Source organism: Vagococcus sp. WN89Y (genome assembly GCF_052220145.1).
GTDB lineage: Bacteria > Pseudomonadota > Gammaproteobacteria > Enterobacterales > Enterobacteriaceae > Kosakonia.
This window is the reverse complement of the sequence record NZ_JBQPOM010000029.1, coordinates 38,039-54,859: the sequence shown is the minus strand read 5'-3', so window position 1 is coordinate 54,859 and position 16,821 is coordinate 38,039. Positions and strand designations below refer to the sequence as shown.

Here is a 16,821-nt window from a genome sequence, read left to right as displayed (position 1 = left end):
CGCACCGCCTGAGCATTAAATGATGCGGTTCTGTTTAAAGTCGCGCAGGAAACTGCCCCAGCGGCGTTCGTAGAAGGGCGTAATATGCGCCAGCATAAAGTGGCTGATGCCTTTTTCGCCTTCCGCAACCAGGCAGATATCGACGGGTTCATCCCCCGGCAGCGTATCCGTTGCCACGCTTCCCGCCGCGTGGACTATCGCTTCGATATCGCCCTCCGCTTCAATACCGATAAGCAGGTTAGCCTGCTCGTCAGCCTGCTCTTTGACGGAGCAGAGGAACGCGCGTTTAACGGTTTTGAGGCTTTTGAAAAGCGTGGTCAGAGAATCAACCATCTGTGCAGGCGGTTCTGCCACTTCTGATAACAGTAGCGCAGTTCCGCCTTCCAGCACTTCCTGCTGGCTTAGCGGGCTGCCCTCTTCGCCAACTAAATGGCTGATTTCACGCGGAGTGAACTCTTTACCGGTTGGCAGTTTCGCATTGAGAAAAAGCGTTTCGCCAAGCGTCATTTCAAAGAGCGTACGCGCTGGCATCACCACAAACGCCTGCCCTTTATCAACGGCCTGTTGCAACGCTGCAAGCGAGGTAAAAAAAGGAATAACGGAGCTACCGTCATCTTTCTCCCAGTGCTCTAAATCGAGCGCGCTATCCTCAACAATGGTTTCGCCTTCTGCCGCTGTTCCGGGTACCCAAACGGTGGATTCCAGCAGCGTGCGAAAAAATGCCGGACGGTAAGCAGGCTCGGTTGCGGCCTGCTCCAGCAGCGTTTCTAATTCGTTATTCGAGTCAGACATAGACATTCCACACTAGCCCTCTTGCTGCCTCTCAGGCAGAGAGGCAGCGGTAAATGAGGGAAATTACTCAGCCGTTAACAGATTAGCAAGGGTGCGCACGCCAAGCCCGGTCGCCCCGGCCGCCCACTGCTCAACCGGCGCTTTACGATAGGTGGCGGAACAGTCGATATGCAGCCAACCCTGCTGGTAGTTTTCAACGAAATGCGACAAGAAACCAGCCGCCGTGCTGGCACCCGCAGGGAACGAGCCGCTCGCTGTATTGTTCAGCTCAGCAAAGTTAGACGGCAGTTGGCTGCGGTGGAACTCGGCCAGCGGCAAGCGCCAGAACGGTTCATTTTCTGCGGCTGCGCTGCTCATCAGGCGACCTGCCAGTCCGTCATCGAAGCTGAATAGTGCGTGGTAATCATTACCCAGCGCGGTCTTAGCCGCCCCGGTCAGCGTCGCGGCATCGATAATCAGCTCGGGTTTCTGCGCGCTGGCATCAATCAAACCATCGGCCAGCACCAGGCGCCCTTCGGCGTCGGTATTCATCACTTCAACTGTTTTACCGTTACGGTAATGGATGACATCGCCAAGCTTAAAGGCGTTACCGCTTATCAGATTATCCGCACAGCAAAGAATTAATTTCACACGCTTATTCAGGCCGCGCGTGATAGCAAAAGCCAGTGCGCCTGTCACCAGCGCCGCGCCGCCCATATCCGATTTCATCGAATCCATAGAGCTGGTCGGCTTAATGCTGTAGCCGCCGGAGTCAAAGGTTATCCCTTTGCCCACAAGCACGGCATAAACCGGCGCATCGGCGTTACCGGTCGGGTTATAGTCCAGCGCCAGCAGCACCGGTTGGCGATCGGAGCCACGCCCTACCGTATGCAGACCCATATAGTTCTGCTCGCGCAGATCTTCACCTTTAGTGATGCGGTATGACACCTTTTCGCCGCCCACGCTGTGCAGCAGATCGACCGCGCGCTGCGCCAGTTGTTCTGGCCCCAGATCTTCTGCCGGTGCATTAATGGTGTCACGCACCCAGTCAATGGTTTGCAGGCGGTTATTCAGCTCGTTTTGCTCAGCGTCGCTCAGTTGCGGCCAGTCAATTTTGCGCGTGCCTTTTGGCCCTTTATAACCCGCCCAAAAAGCCCAGCTGCGCTCTACATCCCAGCCTTCGCCGCTTAAAGCAACATGCTTGATGCCCAGACCATCGATTTTACGGGCTGCGCGCTGAATAAGCGCCGGATCGTCTTTTCCGGTAAGATGCAGGGAGATACCGTCGTTATTGATACTGTAAGTGGCTTTTTCACCCCAACGCGGATCCGCGCTTTGCGTGGTCAGCGTAATTTTCATGGCTTCTGTCATTGTACTTATCCTTAGAGCCTGATCGGCAGGCTATGTTATGGGCCAGATTGGGTCGGGCCGCGCCCGAAATCCTTACGCACAAGGCTTGCGTAAAAACGGGCTACCCGAAGGCAGCCCGTTGCGTGATTACGATGCTTCGTCTAACCAGACTAGCAGAATCGCTTCGAGAATTTTCTCATTGGATGCGTTCGGGTCGTCGTCGAACTCCTCCAGTTCACAGATCCACTGATGCATATCGGTGAAACGGACGGTTTTCGGGTCCACATCCGGACGGCTGTCGTAGAGAGCTTCGCCGATTTCACGGCTATCGGTCCATTTCAGTCCCATCTTAGTGCTCCCGTGCGTGGTTGATAGTGTAGCGCGGGATCTCTATCACCAGATCCTCATCAGTGACGCGCGCCTGGCAGCTTAAACGGCTGTCCGGCTCAAGACCCCAGGCTTTATCCAGCATGTCGTCTTCGTCTTCACTGCTTTCCGGCAAAGAATCAAAACCTTCCCGCACGATACAGTGGCAGGTGGTGCAGGCACAGGATTTTTCGCAGGCGTGCTCAATCTCTATGCCGCCGCGCAGGGCGACATCCAGGATCGTTTCACCGCTTTTTGCTTCCAGAACTGCGCCATCCGGACAGAGATCCTGATGAGGCAGAAAAACAATTTTAGGCATATTAAACCTCGTCGACGGAATGGCCTTTCAGCGCGGAACGCACGGATTGATCCATACGGCGCGCGGCGAATTCCTGGGTTTGTTTATCTACATTTTTAATGGCTTGTTCTATTGCGTCGGTATCATCGCTTTCGGCAACCGCGCGCAGATGCGCCACTGCCTTGTCGATTCCCGCACGCTCTGCGGCGCTTAACAGCGCGGCGTCAGCGGCGAGCGCACCGTCGAGACTTTCCAGTACGCGCGCGGCTTCCACTTTCTGCTCTGCCAGCATACGTGCTTTCACGTCCTGCTCAGCAAAGCTCATGGAGTCTTTGATCATGTCGGCGATTTCGCCGTCGGTCAGACCGTAGGACGGTTTCACCTGGATAGAGGATTCCACACCGGTCGATTTTTCCATCGCGGTCACGCTGAGCAGACCATCAGCGTCAACCTGGAAGGTCACGCGAATATGCGCTCCGCCTGCGGGCATCGCCGGGATACCGCGCAGCGCAAAACGCGCCAGCGAGCGGCAGTCCTGCACCAGTTCGCGCTCACCCTGCAACACATGGATGGACATCGCCGTCTGGCCATCTTTAAAGGTGGTGAACTCCTGCGCCCGCGCCACCGGAATGGTGGTATTGCGCGGAATAACCCTCTCAACCAGGCCGCCCATCGTTTCCAGCCCCAGCGAGAGCGGGATGACGTCCAGCAGCAGCATTTCGCTGTCGGGTTTGTTGCCGACCAGAATATCCGCCTGGATTGCGGCACCAATGGCGACAACTTTATCCGGGTCGATGGAAGTCAACGGCGTGCGGCCAAAAAACTCGCCCACACGTTCGCGCACCAGCGGCACGCGCGTCGAACCGCCAACCATCACGACTTGCAGTACCTCGCTTGCTTCCACGCCTGCATCTTTCAATGCACGGCGACAGGCGAGCAATGTACGTTTTACCAGCGGTGCAATCAGCGCGTCGAACTGCGCACGCGTGATGCTGCCCTGCCACCCCGCCACGTTCACATCGACAACGTCGGCATCGCTGAGCGCGATTTTGGCGGCAATCGCCGCGTCCAGCAATTCACGCTGTTGGTGGGCATCGCTGCGATCGGTAAGCTTCGCCTGCTCGCGAATGTAATCAGCCAGCAGATGGTCAAAATCGTCTCCGCCCAGCGCTGAATCTCCGCCGGTCGCCAGCACTTCAAACACGCCACGGCTGAGGCGCAGAATTGAGATATCAAAGGTGCCGCCGCCGAGATCGTAGACGGCAATCACCCCTTCCTGCCCGGAGTCCAGGCCGTAGGCGATGGCCGCGGCGGTCGGCTCATTGAGCAAGCGCAGCACGTGCAGGCCCGCAAGACGCGCCGCATCTTTTGTGCCCTGACGCTGCGCATCATCAAAATAGGCAGGGACAGTGATAACCACGCCATCCAGCTCGCCCGCCAGCGTCTCTTGCGCGCGAGCCGCAAGGGCTTTAAGGATATCGGCGGAGACGCGAACAGGGTTCACCAGGCCCGCCGGGGTGACAATCATCGGCAAACCGTTTTCGCTGGCCTGAAACTGCCACGGAAGGTGCGGATAGCGCGCCTGAATATCCGCAAGGCTGCGGCCCATCAGACGTTTTACGGAACTGATAGTGTTGATCGGGTCCAGCGCGGCATTGTCACGCGCATCAAAACCGACGGAGTGGCTGTCGGCCTGGTAATAAACGACGGAGGGGAGCAAGTGCCGCCCGGCGCTGTCGGCCAGCGTTTCTGCCTGCCCGCTGCGCACCGTGGCCACCAGCGAATTGGTAGTGCCAAGGTCGATGCCCGCAGCCAGACGGCGCTGGTGCGGTGCGGCGCTCAGGCCGGGTTCACTGATTTGTAATAAGGCCATTGTGTGCTTCCAAAATTTTAAAAACCGAGCAGTTTTTCTTCGAGTTGTTCTGTTGAGCTGCGCAGTTTATCGAGAAAACGCAGTTTACGCACGGTATCCGCCGCGGCATCCCACGTTTGATTATCTAACTGTTGTACCATTTGCTGATGTCGCGCATCGTACAGCGCTTTCACCCGTGCCTGGAATGCCTCCAGACGCGCGGCGTCTTCAGCGCGGGCTATCTCATCCAGCTCTTCGCGCAGCTCCAGTTGCTCCATCAAAAAGGCGGTGTCGCGAACCGTGTGCTGCTCAGAGGCCAAATCAAACCCGTGGAGCGAGAGCAGATATTCTGCGCGCGTTAGCGGGTTTCGTAGCGTTTGCCACGCCTGATTAATCGTTGCGGAGTGCTGCACAGCGGCCAGTTGCTCCGCCTGCGGATGGCTGGCAAAACGGTCAGGATGATACTGCCGTTGCAGATCCTGGAAACGTGTCGCCAGCGCCTGGGTATCGAGTTGATAATGGGCCGGCAACCCAAAGAGGGTGAAGTAATCCATAACAATTCCGGGTGTGCATTCGAAGCAGACCCCACGCACAGGTGCCTGCGGTGGGGTCATCGGGTGATACGCGATTAGACGTTGAAGCTTTCACCGCAACCGCACTCGTCTTTGACGTTCGGGTTGGTAAATTTGAACCCTTCGTTCAGGCCTTCTTTGACGAAGTCCAGCTGAGTGCCGTCGAGAAATTGCAGGCTTTTGCCGTCAACCACAACCTTTACGCCTTTGTCTTCAAACACTGTGTCTTCTTCGTTCGGTGCGTCAACAAATTCCAGTACATAGGCCATACCAGAACAACCAGAGGTTCTGACCCCCAGACGCAGACCAAACCCTTTTCCACGGTTGGCAAGGAAAGAATTTACTCGCGCGGCAGCACTGTCGCTCAGGCTAATGGACATGACAACAACCTCCCGCCTTATTTCGCTTGTTTGCTTTTGTAATCCGCAATCGCGGCTTTAATAGCATCTTCCGCCAGAATTGAGCAGTGAATTTTCACCGGCGGCAGTTCCAGCTCTTCGGCGATATCGGTGTTTTTGATCGCCTGCGCTTCGTCCAGGGATTTACCTTTGACCCACTCGGTCACCAGCGAGCTGGAGGCAATCGCAGAGCCGCAACCGTAGGTTTTGAAACGCGCGTCTTCGATAATGCCTTTCTCGTTAACTTTAATTTGCAGCTTCATCACGTCGCCGCACGCCGGCGCGCCGACCATGCCGCTACCGATGCTGTCGTCGCCGTTGTCGAACGAGCCAACGTTGCGCGGGTTTTCGTAGTGATCGATTACTTTTTCGCTATAAGCCATGATGTATTCTCCTGTTTGCGCAACGAATTAATGATGAGCCCATTCGATAGTGGTCAAATCCACGCCCTGCTTGAACATTTCCCACAGCGGAGAAAGCTCGCGCAGACGACCAATGGATTTACGCACCAGTGCGATGGTGTAGTCTATCTCTTCTTCAGTGGTGAAACGCCCTAAAGAGAAACGGATGGAGCTATGCGCCAGTTCATCATTCATGCCCAACGCGCGCAGCACGTAGGACGGCTCAAGGCTTGCAGAAGTACAGGCAGAACCGGAAGAAACAGCCAGGTCTTTCAGCGCCATAATCAGCGACTCGCCTTCAACGTAGTTAAAGCTAACGTTGAGGATGTTCGGCGCGCCGTGCTCAAGGTCACCATTGAGATACACTTCTTCGATATCGTTGATGCCGTTCCACAGACGGTTACGCAGGCCGCGCAGGCGCTCCATCTCGCTCGCCATCTCTTCTTTCGCGATACGATAGGCTTCGCCCATGCCGACAATCTGGTGAACAGGCAGGGTGCCGGAACGCATGCCGCGCTCGTGACCACCGCCGTGCATTTGCGCTTCGATACGGATACGCGGTTTGCGGCGCACATAAAGCGCACCGATCCCTTTCGGCCCATAAATTTTATGGCCGGAGAAGGACATCAGATCAACTTTCAGCTGGTTTAAGTCAATCGGCAGTTTGCCCACGCTTTGGGTGGCATCCACATGGTAGATGATACCGCGCGCACGACACATTTCGCCGATTGCCGCGATGTCCTGCACCACGCCGATTTCGTTATTCACGTGCATGATGGAAACGAGGATGGTGTCGTCACGCATCGCCGCTTCCAGCTCTTTCAGGTCAATGATACCGTTGCTCTGCGGCGCGAGGTAGGTGACTTCAAACCCTTCACGCTCCAGCTGGCGACAGGTATCCAGCACAGCTTTGTGCTCGGTTTTGCTGGTGATAATGTGCTTGCCTTTTTTCTGGTAGAAGTTGGCAGCACCTTTAATCGCCAGGTTATCGGATTCGGTTGCACCGGAAGTGAAGACGATTTCACGCGGATCGGCACCGACCAGTTCTGCAATCTGGTTACGGGCGATATCGACGGCTTCTTCAGCTTGCCAGCCAAAACGGTGTGAACGGGAAGCAGGGTTACCAAAGGTCCCGTCCAGGGTCAGAAACTGCATCATTTTCTCGGCAACACGCGGGTCCACCGGCGTGGTTGCGGAGTAGTCGAGATAAATCGGTAATTTCATTGCTCTTTAAACTCCGTACATCGCTCTAATGCAAGGAATCGGGCAACCGGCTGGATGTACGACCGTGTTAACAGGGCACGTGTTGTGCCCTGGCCCGATTCTGAATTCTGTATTTTTATTATGCGCGCAGTTTGACGTCGATTGCGTCTTGTGCACGGTTACCGCGATGGGATTCGTTAGAGTGCTGGCGATCGGAAACGTCGAGAATTTCCTGATTATTCACCAGCTCACCCAGGGTGATGTTATTTAAAAAACCGGTCAGACGGTCGCTCAGATCGCGCCACAGCGCGTGAGTCAGGCACTTATCACCGCCCTGGCAACCGCTTTTACCCTGGCAACGGGTAGCGTCTACAGATTCGTCAACGGCGCTGATGACTTCACCGACTGCAATACTGCCAGCGTCTTTACCCAGCAGATAACCGCCGCCCGGACCACGTACGCTGGCAACGAGGCCATTTTTACGCAAACGGGAGAACAGCTGCTCCAGATAAGAGAGGGAAATCCCCTGACGCTCAGAAATATCGGCCAATGGAACCGGGCCTGATTCGGAGTTGAGAGCCACGTCCAGCATAGCGGTCACGGCATAACGCCCTTTAGATGTTAGTCTCATGTCTTACTACCTCAAACTCGCCCCTGCCCGGGGTTTATTTATTAATATGTTACTGTCGCATAGCAGTGGCAAGTCTGACATTCCTGACTAATTTGGTCAACTATTTAGTTGACTGTTTTAGTCAGGTATTTAGCGTTTAGTGCGTTAACGGGGCGGCATCAGGATTTTTGCTGTTGCTCAATGGAGGCCAGGATACCGCGCAGGATATTTAGCTCCTGACTTTCCGGGCGCGCACGGGTAAAAAGACGGCGCAGTTTGTTCATCACCTGGCCGGGATGGTTTTCACGGATGAAACCGGTCGTCAGCAAGGTTTTTTCCAGATGCCCATAGAAACGTTCCAGATCGTCCACCAGCGGATAAGGCGTCTCCTGGGCTGCGTCTTCCGTTGCGCTCTCCTGCCCGGCAAGCCAGGCCATACGCACTTCATAAGCGATAACCTGTACCGCCATCGCCAGGTTCAGCGAACTGTATTCAGGGTTCGCCGCAATCGCAACATGGTAGTGGCACTTTTGTAGCTCATCATTCGTCAGGCCCACGCGTTCGCGGCCAAACACCAGCGCGACCGGCGCATGTTGCGCTTCTGCCACGCTTTTCACGCCGCATTCACGCGGGTCGAGCATCGGCCAGGGCAGCGTGCGTGAGCGCGCGCTGGTGCCGACCACTAAGCTGCACCCTGCCAGCGCTTCATCGAGCGTATCGACAATCTGTGCGTTGCCAATCACATCGCTGGCACCGGCGGCCAGCGCTATCGCTTGTGAATCAGGCTTTACCAGCGGGTTAACCAGCCACAGATTGGTCAGGCCCATGGTTTTCATGGCGCGGGCAACAGAGCCCATGTTGCCGGTGTGGGATGTTTCTACCAGTACAATTCGAATATTTTGCAGCATAGCTTTTCAACGACTAAAGAATATTGGCGCATACTATCATAAACCGAAGACATAATCCGAATTCGCTGCTATGATACGCGCCGTTTTCCTGTTCTTTAACATCCAGTGAGAGAGACCGATGCATCCGATGCTGAACATCGCCGTGCGTGCTGCGCGCAAGGCGGGTAATTTAATTGCCAAAAACTACGAAACGCCCGACACCGTAGAAACCAGCCAGAAAGGCAGCAATGATTTCGTGACTAACGTTGATAAAGCTGCGGAAGCGGTAATTATTGACACCATCCGCAAATCTTACCCGCAACACACCATCATCACCGAAGAGAGTGGTGAGCACGAAGGCGCTGACCAGGATGTACAATGGGTTATCGATCCCCTGGATGGCACCACCAACTTTATCAAACGCCTGCCGCACTTCGCGGTATCTATCGCTGTACGTATCAAAGGCCGCACCGAAGTGGCGGTGGTTTACGATCCGATGCGTAACGAACTCTTTACCGCTACCCGTGGCCAGGGCGCACAGCTTAATGGCTACCGCCTGCGCGGCAGCATTGCCCGCGATCTGGACGGCACTATCCTGGCGACTGGCTTCCCGTTCAAAGCGAAGCAGCACGCAACAACCTATATCAACATCGTAAGTAAACTGTTTACCGAGTGCGCCGATTTCCGCCGTACCGGTTCCGCCGCGCTGGATCTGGCCTATGTTGCCGCAGGTCGCGTGGACGGTTTCTTTGAGATTGGCCTGAAGCCGTGGGATTTCGCAGCCGGTGAATTGCTGGTGCGTGAAGCCGGTGGCCTGGTGTCCGACTTCACCGGTGGGCACAACTATATGATGAGCGGCAACCTCGTTGCAGGTAACCCACGCGTTGTGAAAGCAATGCTGGCGAACATGCGCGAAGAACTGAGCGACGCGCTGAAGCGCTAAGCAATACCGTGCCCGGCCTTGTTGCCGGGCATCGTTAAAATGGCCGCAGCCCGCCCCCAGGCGGTAGCGCGCTAAGCCACATAATCACCGCAGCACCAAGCAACAGCACACCTCCCGCCAGCGCAAGCGTCGTCCATCCTACCTGCCGCCACAATACCGGCGCTCGTTGACCGCTCATTTTTATCGCCAGCACACGGAAACTGTGTACCAGTACAGCCAGCGCGCTGATGGTCAGCGCCGTGCCTGCCGCCATTGCCAGCGCCGAAGCCACGCCCCAGGCGAACACGCCCAGCACTTTACTGAACAGCAGCACCATGATGGCGCCGGAACACGGGCGCATTCCCATGGATAACACAATCATTACCCGCGCGCGCCACTCACCGTTTAACTGTTCCGGGTCAGGCAAATGTTGATGGCCACAGCCGCAGCGCTCATCATGCACATGCGACGGTGAAAAACGGCGAAACCGGGGAACCTGTAATAGCGCGCGCAGATTTTTCAGCGCCCGCCAGCACAGCAGCATGCCCAGCATCCCCACCAACAGATAACTCCCCTTCTCCATCCAGTAGCCGCTGAGGTGCAGCTGGCGGGCGGGCAGTGCGAGGATAGTCAGCACCACCACGACCAGCGCAATCGCCACCAGCCCTTGTAATAATGAAGAGGCAAGCGTCAGCGCTATCCCTGAACGCAGCTTTGATGGATGCGTGGCAAGCCAGGTAGTAATCACAATTTTGCCATGCCCAGGCCCCAGCGCATGCAGCACACCCCAGGTAAAGCTGAACAGCAGCAACGTTCCGCCTGCTTTGCCCGGGTTTTGCGCCACATTTTTCAAAAGCCCGCTTAGCTGCATATTGATTTCACGCTGCCAGACCACGCTTTTTATCATCACCTGCGGCCACGCCTGCCAGAGCCAGATGCCGCCAGCCAGCATCAACAGCAGAAAAAGCACCAGCGGCCACCAGTGCAGGAAGCGCTGTTTACGGGCACCCACCGGTGCTATCACTGACATGCCAGCGTCACCGTCTGGGCAAATTGTTTACCAAGCTGCATATCTTCCTCCGGCGCGTCGTCTTTATCCAGCGACTGCGCATAGCTCAGCATATCGTCTCCGGGCGTGGGGGTTAACACCGTCACTTTACAAAAACGTTGCAACGCCACAGGCAGCGTGACGTCGCTATCCTGTTCATAGCTCATATCAACATAGTAGGTTGGATCAAAGGTGGTGATTTGATAACGCTGGCCGCGCAGCGGTTGGGGTTTCGCCAGCGGCAGGGTAAATGTCAGCACCGCCTGATGCGCCTCACGTGCCATGCCGTACTCGGTCGGGCGGTTTAAAAACGTGACTTTTTGCCCGTTGTGCCAAATTTCAGTGAAATAGTGCTGCCCGAGCACATTTGCCATCACTTCCGCCGCCAGTTTTTTCCAGATCTCATCGCCTGGCTTCGCGTCGCCCGCGTCATATAACAGATCGGCGGAGGTCAACTCATCCATCGTCCAGCGCATTTTCAGGCCAATAAAGTTTTCATTATCAGCAATAAATTGCGTGGTTAATCGAATAAAACTGTGAGGATGCGCCGAAACGGCAAATGATAAAAGCGCAAGAATTGCCCCGCATACGCATTGTTTCACTGCTTGCATGTGTTCCTCACGTGAAAAATTCTGTGACCCTCTCCGGCATTCCTGGAGGAAATAGCACCGGTTGCGCTTTCACAGCGCACAGCGTTAACTACGCTTATCAAATCCCCTAACTGGAATTTGACAGATGACTATAGTAATGACGCCGCCATCTGCGCTCTCCAGTCCGCAGCGCCGCTGCCAGGTGCTTTTGATGCTCGCCTTGCCCGGGCACGCTGTCACCATGGAAACTATCAGCGCCATGAATGGAGTGGACGATGTTGTAGCGCGACAGGATATCGCCGATACCCAAAGTGAGATCCAACGTTATCACCAGCTCTCCATTGTGCCGCACCCCAACGGCTGCTACCGGATTGAAGGCGCAACGTTGAATCAACGCTTATGTCTGCTCCACTGGCTCAGGCGCGCGCTGCGTCTGTGCCCGCAATTTATCACGCATCACTTCACGCCGACGCTAAAAAATGCGTTAAAAGAGCATCGGATTTCCCGAACGCTCTATGACGACACCAATCTGCACGCATTGATTCACCTGTGCTCGCGCCGCTTGCAGCGCTCATTCGAGAGTCGCGACGTGCAGTTTTTGCGCCTCTATTTACAGTATTGCCTGCTGCAAAACCACTACGGCCAGACGCCCGAATTTAGCCCTGTCCAGCAGGAGTGGACACAGTCGCGCGCCGAGTATCTAGTGGCGCAGGAGATTGTGCGCCACTGGCAGCGCCGGGTCATCGCCCACCCGCAAGAAAACGAGCAGCTGTTTCTCTCTTTGATGTTTATGATGCTGCGCATCCCGGACCCGCTGCGTGATGTTCACCATCAGGACCGCCGCCTGCAACAGGCTATCGGCAGGATGATTACCCGCTTTCGCGAACTGGCCGGGCTGCGTTTTAGCGATGAAAAGGGCCTGAGCGATCAGCTTTACATCCACCTGGCGCTGGCGCTGGACAGAACCCTGTTTACCATTGGTATCGATAATAGCCTGCCGGATGAAATTCATCAGCTCTATCCCAGGCTGATGCGCACCACGCGTGAAGCGCTGCAAACGCTGGAAGAGGAGTATGCGCTGCGTTTTAGTGAAGAAGAGGCGGGTCTGGTGGCGGTGATTTTTGGCGCCTGGCTGATGCAGGAGAGCGATCTGCATGAAAAATCGGTCATATTGGTGACCGCAGAGGAGACGGCGCGGGAGCAGGAAATCGAGCAGCAGCTACGTGAGTTAACGCTGTTGCCGCTCAATATTACCTATATGCCGCTGTCAGAATTCATAAAGCACGGCGCGCCGCGTGATGTCACGCTCATCATCCTGCCGTATGCCATGCCGTTGCCGCTGTTCTCGCCGCCGCTGATACACACCGCCGGCACGCTCAGCCCTCAGCAGCAGGAGCATATTCGCGCCATGCTGGAAGATTAGACCGCCTTTTCCTGTGCGCTCACGTACGGGCGCAGGAACATCGCCGGGAGGGTTAACAGCGCCATCACCCAGAAAACGCCCTGTTGCAGGTACTCATACAAAAAGCCCGCGAACACGGTCATGATGGCAATACTGCCTCCCATTGCGACCGCCGAGTAAACGGCCTGCAAACGGATCACCTCGCTGCCGTGGCGGGCAGAGATATAGCGCATCGCCGCGAGATGGCAAACGGTAAAGGTTCCGCAGTGCATAAGCTGCATAACAATCAACCACGGCAGTTCCGTGGTGGACGCCATAAGTCCCCAGCGCACCAGGCCTGTGACGGCAGAAAGCAGTAACAAATCTCGCGAGCTGAAACGCCGAAACAGCCGGTTGCTCAGCGTAAAGATAACCACCTCAGCGACCACGCCCAGCGACCAAAGATAGCCAACTGTGGATGCGGAATACCCCGCCGACTGCCAGTAGATAGCACTAAAGCCATAGTAGGCCGCGTGCGCGCCTTGCAAAAAGGAGACGCAGGCGAGAAAGCGCCAGTTCTGCGCCACCAGTTTGCGCCACTCCTGCCAGCCCGCAGACGTCTGGCGGCGCGCTTCACCCTGTGGGGCGATGGACGGGCGCAGCAGCATGCCCAGCAGAAGCGACACGATGCCCAGAATCAGCATGGCGAGGATCACCTGGTAATCATACTGACTCACCAGCTTGCCGGTCAGCGCCGAGCTCACAATAAACGCGATGGAACCCCACACCCGCACCCGGCCATAATCCATCGTTATCTGTTTTTGCCAGGTGCCCGCCAGCGCATCCGTTAACGGCACCAGCGGCGAGAAGAAAAGGTTGAAACCCACAATCACCACGGCCAGCCACATAACGTTGCTGCTCGCGTAAAATGCCAGCGCAAACAGCAGCGTCACCAGAGCCAGTACGCGCAGGGCGGTAATGAGACGGGAGGGATCGCTGACTCGCGGCGCAATCAGCAAGCTGCCGAGAAAGCGCGCTACCAGGCCTGCGCCAAGCAATATACCGATGATATCAGGCGTCAGCCCTACACCTTTGAGCCAGACGCTCCAGAAAGGTAAGAAGATACCGTAACTAAAAAAATAGGTGAAATAAGCGAGCGCCAGCCAGCGCGTAGACTGCAGAACCATGATTCCCTCCTGAATGGTGGCCCTAGTCTGGCGGTAAAAGTCCGGACTGGCAAGTAACAACAGCGCAACAAATAAACGGCTGTGCCTGGGCCTGCCGGACTTTTTGCGCCGGGTCACTTCGCGCCGCACCTTTATAAGACCACACGAATAAAGGGCGTAAAAAAAGGCCGCGCGGGCGGCCTTGTTCAGGGGGTAAACGCTTAGGCGTAAACCGGGAAACGCGCGCAGATATCCAGCACTTTTTGTTTGGTGCGCTCAATGACCGCTTCGTCATTGATATTATCCAGCACGTCACACATCCAGCCAGCCAGCTCTTTGACTTCAGCTTCTTTGAAACCACGACGGGTTACGGCCGGGCTACCGATACGGATACCGGAGGTCACGAACGGGCTTTTCGGATCGTTCGGCACGCTGTTTTTGTTCACCGTGATGTTCGCACGGCCCAGCGCGGCATCGGCCTCTTTACCGGTCAGGTTTTTATCCACCAGGTCCAGCAGGAACAGATGGTTGTCAGTACCACCGGAAACGACTTTGTAACCGCGCGCCAGGAACACTTCAACCATCGCTTTCGCGTTTTTAGCCACCTGCTGCTGGTAGGTTTTGAACTCAGGCTCCATCGCCTCTTTCAGCGCAACGGCTTTACCGGCGATAACGTGCATCAGCGGGCCGCCCTGACCGCCAGGGAAGACGGCTGAGTTGAGTTTTTTATACAGCTCTTCGCTGCCGCCTTTTGCAAGGATCAGACCACCGCGCGGGCCAGCCAGCGTTTTGTGCGTCGTGGTGGTCACAACGTGGGCATGCGGAACCGGGTTCGGGTAAACGCCAGCGGCAACCAGACCGGCAACATGCGCCATATCCACAAACAAATACGCGCCGATAGTGTCGGCGATTTCGCGCATTTTCGCCCAGTCAACCACGCCGGAGTAGGCAGAAAAGCCGCCAATAATCATCTTCGGCTTATGCTTTTGCGCCTGAGCGGCAAGGTCGTTGTAGTCAATATGGCCTGTTTCATCAATGCCGTAAGGCACGATGTTGTACAGTTTGCCGGAGAAGTTAACCGGAGAGCCGTGAGTCAGGTGGCCGCCATGCGCCAGATTCATCCCCAGCACGGTATCGCCCGGTTCCAGCAGCGAGGTGTAAACAGCGAAGTTAGCCTGAGAACCTGAGTGCGGCTGGACGTTAGCGTAGTCAGCGCCAAACAGCTCTTTGGCGCGGTCGATAGCCAGTTGCTCAACAATATCCACATATTCGCAACCGCCGTAGTAGCGTTTGCCCGGATAGCCTTCCGCATATTTATTGGTCAGCTGAGAACCCTGAGCCTGCATAACGCGCGGGCTGGTGTAGTTTTCGGAGGCGATCAGTTCAATGTGCTCTTCCTGACGTACTTTTTCTTGCTCCATAGCCTGCCATAGTTCGGCATCATAATCGGCAATGTTCATTTCACGCTTTAACATCCGCATCTCCTGACTCAGCTAACAAAACAACGCTTAAAAAGGGCCCAATGTTGGGAACGGCTGACAGTATAACTGATTAATATCGCGATAACAGGTCTTGACAAACCTTTTTACGCAAACGTTTGGCTTCAGGCCAGACAAGGCATGCCGCGCAAACGCCCCATCGATTTGAAACGGATTTCTTTTCAGGATTGTGATGCACATTATTCACAATGCAACGCTGCCACTCGCCATTTTCTTTACAACTTTCCGCCTCCGCTATAAGATGCATTTAAAATACAACTTTAAATGAAATGCATTAGAGGAAGCCACCATGCTTGACGCTCAAACCATCGCGACGGTCAAATCCACCCTCCCCCTGCTGGCGGCCACCGGCCCCAAACTCACCGCGCATTTTTATGACAGGATGTTTAAACATAATCCTGAATTAAAAGAAATTTTTAATATGAGCAACCAGCGCAACGGCGATCAGCGCGAAGCACTGTTCAATGCGATTGCCGCTTACGCCAGCAATATTGATAACCTGGCAGCACTCTTGCCGGCGGTGGAGAAAATCGCCCAGAAGCATACCAGCTTTCAGATCCAGCCCGCGCAGTACGATATCGTTGGCACACATCTGCTGGCGACGCTGGATGAGCTGTTCAGCCCAGGCCAGGAAGTGCTGGACGCATGGGGTAAAGCTTACGGCGTGCTGGCCGGAGTGTTTATCAATCGCGAAGCGCAAATTTACGACGAACATGCACAAAAAGAGGGTGGCTGGACAGGCACCCGCGCGTTCCGCCTGCTGAACAAAACCCCGCAAAGCGCGCTTATCACCAGCTTTGAATTCGAACCGGTGGATGGCAAAGCCGTTGCCGATTATCAGCCGGGGCAATATCTCGCTATCTGGTTAAAACCCGAAGGCTTCCCGCACCAGGAGATCCGCCAGTACTCTCTGACCCGTAAGCCGAATGGCAAAACGTACCGTATCGCCGTGAAGCGCGAGGAAGGCGGGCAGGTTTCAAACTGGTTGCATAACGCCGCCAAACCCGGCGATGTGGTTTATCTCGCCGCGCCTGCCGGGGATTTCTTTATGGATGTGACGCCAGACACGCCGGTGACGCTTATCTCAGCAGGCGTAGGCCAGACGCCGATGCTGGCGATGCTGGATACGCTGGCAAAATCACACCATGCAGCCCAGGTAAACTGGCTGCACGCCGCTGAAAAAGGTGAGGTGCATGCGTTTGCCGACGAGGTGAACACACTTGGCGCATCCCTGCCGCGCTTTTATAAGCATGTGTGGTATCGCCAGCCGGATGAGGCGGACAGCGCCGCCGGGCGTTTTGACAGCGAAGGTTTGATGGATTTAGCCCGGCATGAAGGCAAGTTTAGCGACCCGGCGATGCAGTTTTACCTCTGCGGACCGGTAGGGTTTATGCAGTTTGCCGCACAGCAATTAGTGAGCCTGGGTGTGGCAAACGAGCGGATTCATTACGAATGCTTTGGCCCGCATAAAGTGCTGTAAGCGCGAACAGCCCTCACCCTGCGGGGT

Annotated in this window: 18 protein-coding genes; 3 read left to right on the top strand and 15 right to left on the bottom strand. The window is 55.7% G+C overall.

Annotation, left to right across the window (positions count from 1 at the left end; translation table 11 throughout):
• Positions 1–15 precede the first annotated feature (15 nt).
• From sseB to trmJ, 11 genes are all read right to left on the bottom strand, one after another.
• Positions 16–792, bottom strand: coding sequence for an enhanced serine sensitivity protein SseB (gene sseB, locus ACTU3N_RS11315; RefSeq protein WP_443086232.1), 777 nt, complete (start codon positions 790–792; stop codon positions 16–18).
• Positions 793–855: 63 nt separating this feature from the next.
• Complete coding sequence (gene pepB, locus ACTU3N_RS11310; RefSeq protein WP_443086231.1) at positions 856–2,142, bottom strand: aminopeptidase PepB; 1,287 nt, start codon at positions 2,140–2,142, stop codon at positions 856–858.
• A gap of 126 nt (positions 2,143–2,268) precedes the next feature.
• The gene (iscX, locus tag ACTU3N_RS11305; RefSeq protein WP_007370809.1) at positions 2,269–2,469 is read right to left on the bottom strand and encodes a Fe-S cluster assembly protein IscX; all 201 of its coding nucleotides are present in this window, start codon (positions 2,467–2,469) and stop codon (positions 2,269–2,271) included.
• A gap of 1 nt (position 2,470) precedes the next feature.
• Positions 2,471–2,806, bottom strand: coding sequence for an ISC system 2Fe-2S type ferredoxin (fdx, locus tag ACTU3N_RS11300; RefSeq protein WP_443086230.1), 336 nt, complete (start codon positions 2,804–2,806; stop codon positions 2,471–2,473).
• 1 nt (position 2,807) lies between these two features.
• A complete protein-coding gene (hscA, locus tag ACTU3N_RS11295; RefSeq protein WP_443086229.1) occupies positions 2,808–4,658 on the bottom strand; it encodes a Fe-S protein assembly chaperone HscA in 1,851 nt (616 codons plus the stop codon).
• 17 nt (positions 4,659–4,675) lie between these two features.
• Positions 4,676–5,191 carry a co-chaperone HscB gene (gene hscB / locus ACTU3N_RS11290; protein WP_443086228.1) on the bottom strand — a complete coding sequence of 172 codons (516 nt, stop codon included), beginning with the start codon at positions 5,189–5,191 and terminating at the stop codon, positions 4,676–4,678.
• A gap of 74 nt (positions 5,192–5,265) precedes the next feature.
• Positions 5,266–5,589 (bottom strand): iron-sulfur cluster assembly protein IscA, encoded by a 324-nt coding sequence (gene iscA / locus ACTU3N_RS11285; protein ID WP_443086227.1) that lies wholly within the window; start codon positions 5,587–5,589, stop codon positions 5,266–5,268.
• 17 nt (positions 5,590–5,606) lie between these two features.
• Positions 5,607–5,990 (bottom strand): Fe-S cluster assembly scaffold IscU, encoded by a 384-nt coding sequence (iscU, locus tag ACTU3N_RS11280; protein ID WP_443086226.1) that lies wholly within the window; start codon positions 5,988–5,990, stop codon positions 5,607–5,609.
• Between the two features lie 27 nt (positions 5,991–6,017).
• A complete protein-coding gene (gene iscS, locus ACTU3N_RS11275; RefSeq protein WP_443086225.1) occupies positions 6,018–7,232 on the bottom strand; it encodes a cysteine desulfurase in 1,215 nt (404 codons plus the stop codon).
• A gap of 118 nt (positions 7,233–7,350) precedes the next feature.
• Complete coding sequence (gene iscR, locus ACTU3N_RS11270) at positions 7,351–7,842, bottom strand: Fe-S cluster assembly transcriptional regulator IscR (RefSeq protein WP_443086224.1); 492 nt, start codon at positions 7,840–7,842, stop codon at positions 7,351–7,353.
• A gap of 158 nt (positions 7,843–8,000) precedes the next feature.
• A complete protein-coding gene (gene trmJ / locus ACTU3N_RS11265) occupies positions 8,001–8,729 on the bottom strand; it encodes a tRNA (cytosine(32)/uridine(32)-2'-O)-methyltransferase TrmJ (protein ID WP_443086223.1) in 729 nt (242 codons plus the stop codon).
• 127 nt (positions 8,730–8,856) lie between these two features.
• On the opposite strand from trmJ, the gene suhB reads away from it, so the two are divergent.
• A complete protein-coding gene (gene suhB / locus ACTU3N_RS11260) occupies positions 8,857–9,651 on the top strand; it encodes an inositol-1-monophosphatase (RefSeq protein WP_443086222.1) in 795 nt (264 codons plus the stop codon).
• Between the two features lie 34 nt (positions 9,652–9,685).
• Here suhB and ACTU3N_RS11255 read toward each other — a convergent pair whose 3' ends face one another.
• Together ACTU3N_RS11255 and ACTU3N_RS11250 are read right to left on the bottom strand one after the other, a co-directional pair.
• Positions 9,686–10,660: a nickel/cobalt transporter gene (locus ACTU3N_RS11255; RefSeq protein ID WP_443086221.1), complete on the bottom strand. Its 975-nt coding sequence runs from the start codon at positions 10,658–10,660 to the stop codon at positions 9,686–9,688.
• The gene (locus ACTU3N_RS11250; protein WP_443086220.1) at positions 10,651–11,289 is read right to left on the bottom strand and encodes a DUF1007 family protein; all 639 of its coding nucleotides are present in this window, start codon (positions 11,287–11,289) and stop codon (positions 10,651–10,653) included. The genes ACTU3N_RS11255 and ACTU3N_RS11250 overlap by 10 nt, the downstream gene beginning before the upstream one ends.
• Before the next feature lie 124 nt (positions 11,290–11,413).
• On the opposite strand from ACTU3N_RS11250, the gene csiE reads away from it, so the two are divergent.
• Positions 11,414–12,691, top strand: coding sequence for a stationary phase inducible protein CsiE (csiE, locus tag ACTU3N_RS11245; protein WP_443086219.1), 1,278 nt, complete (start codon positions 11,414–11,416; stop codon positions 12,689–12,691).
• Here csiE and ACTU3N_RS11240 read toward each other — a convergent pair.
• Positions 12,688–13,836, bottom strand: coding sequence for a 3-phenylpropionate MFS transporter (locus ACTU3N_RS11240; RefSeq protein WP_443086218.1), 1,149 nt, complete (start codon positions 13,834–13,836; stop codon positions 12,688–12,690). The genes csiE and ACTU3N_RS11240 overlap by 4 nt on opposite strands.
• A 200-nt stretch (positions 13,837–14,036) precedes the next feature.
• On the bottom strand, positions 14,037–15,290 hold the full coding sequence (gene glyA, locus ACTU3N_RS11235) for a serine hydroxymethyltransferase (RefSeq protein WP_443086217.1): 1,254 nt from the start codon (positions 15,288–15,290) through the stop codon (positions 14,037–14,039).
• A gap of 313 nt (positions 15,291–15,603) precedes the next feature.
• Between glyA and hmpA the strand changes: the two genes are divergently transcribed.
• Positions 15,604–16,794, top strand: coding sequence for an NO-inducible flavohemoprotein (gene hmpA / locus ACTU3N_RS11230; protein WP_443086216.1), 1,191 nt, complete (start codon positions 15,604–15,606; stop codon positions 16,792–16,794).
• Positions 16,795–16,821: the final 27 nt, after the last annotated feature.

Coding starts and splice junctions, on each gene's coding strand:
- sseB (WP_443086232.1), bottom strand. CDS start 792: ATGTCTGACTCGAATAACGAATTAGAAACGCTGCTGGAGCAGGCCGCA.
- pepB (WP_443086231.1), bottom strand. CDS start 2,142: ATGACAGAAGCCATGAAAATTACGCTGACCACGCAAAGCGCGGATCCG.
- iscX (WP_007370809.1), bottom strand. CDS start 2,469: ATGGGACTGAAATGGACCGATAGCCGTGAAATCGGCGAAGCTCTCTAC.
- fdx (WP_443086230.1), bottom strand. CDS start 2,806: ATGCCTAAAATTGTTTTTCTGCCTCATCAGGATCTCTGTCCGGATGGC.
- hscA (WP_443086229.1), bottom strand. CDS start 4,658: ATGGCCTTATTACAAATCAGTGAACCCGGCCTGAGCGCCGCACCGCAC.
- hscB (WP_443086228.1), bottom strand. CDS start 5,191: ATGGATTACTTCACCCTCTTTGGGTTGCCGGCCCATTATCAACTCGAT.
- iscA (WP_443086227.1), bottom strand. CDS start 5,589: ATGTCCATTAGCCTGAGCGACAGTGCTGCCGCGCGAGTAAATTCTTTC.
- iscU (WP_443086226.1), bottom strand. CDS start 5,990: ATGGCTTATAGCGAAAAAGTAATCGATCACTACGAAAACCCGCGCAAC.
- iscS (WP_443086225.1), bottom strand. CDS start 7,232: ATGAAATTACCGATTTATCTCGACTACTCCGCAACCACGCCGGTGGAC.
- iscR (WP_443086224.1), bottom strand. CDS start 7,842: ATGAGACTAACATCTAAAGGGCGTTATGCCGTGACCGCTATGCTGGAC.
- trmJ (WP_443086223.1), bottom strand. CDS start 8,729: ATGCTGCAAAATATTCGAATTGTACTGGTAGAAACATCCCACACCGGC.
- suhB (WP_443086222.1), top strand. CDS start 8,857: ATGCTGAACATCGCCGTGCGTGCTGCGCGCAAGGCGGGTAATTTAATT.
- ACTU3N_RS11255 (WP_443086221.1), bottom strand. CDS start 10,660: ATGTCAGTGATAGCACCGGTGGGTGCCCGTAAACAGCGCTTCCTGCAC.
- ACTU3N_RS11250 (WP_443086220.1), bottom strand. CDS start 11,289: ATGCAAGCAGTGAAACAATGCGTATGCGGGGCAATTCTTGCGCTTTTA.
- csiE (WP_443086219.1), top strand. CDS start 11,414: ATGACTATAGTAATGACGCCGCCATCTGCGCTCTCCAGTCCGCAGCGC.
- ACTU3N_RS11240 (WP_443086218.1), bottom strand. CDS start 13,836: ATGGTTCTGCAGTCTACGCGCTGGCTGGCGCTCGCTTATTTCACCTAT.
- glyA (WP_443086217.1), bottom strand. CDS start 15,290: ATGTTAAAGCGTGAAATGAACATTGCCGATTATGATGCCGAACTATGG.
- hmpA (WP_443086216.1), top strand. CDS start 15,604: ATGCTTGACGCTCAAACCATCGCGACGGTCAAATCCACCCTCCCCCTG.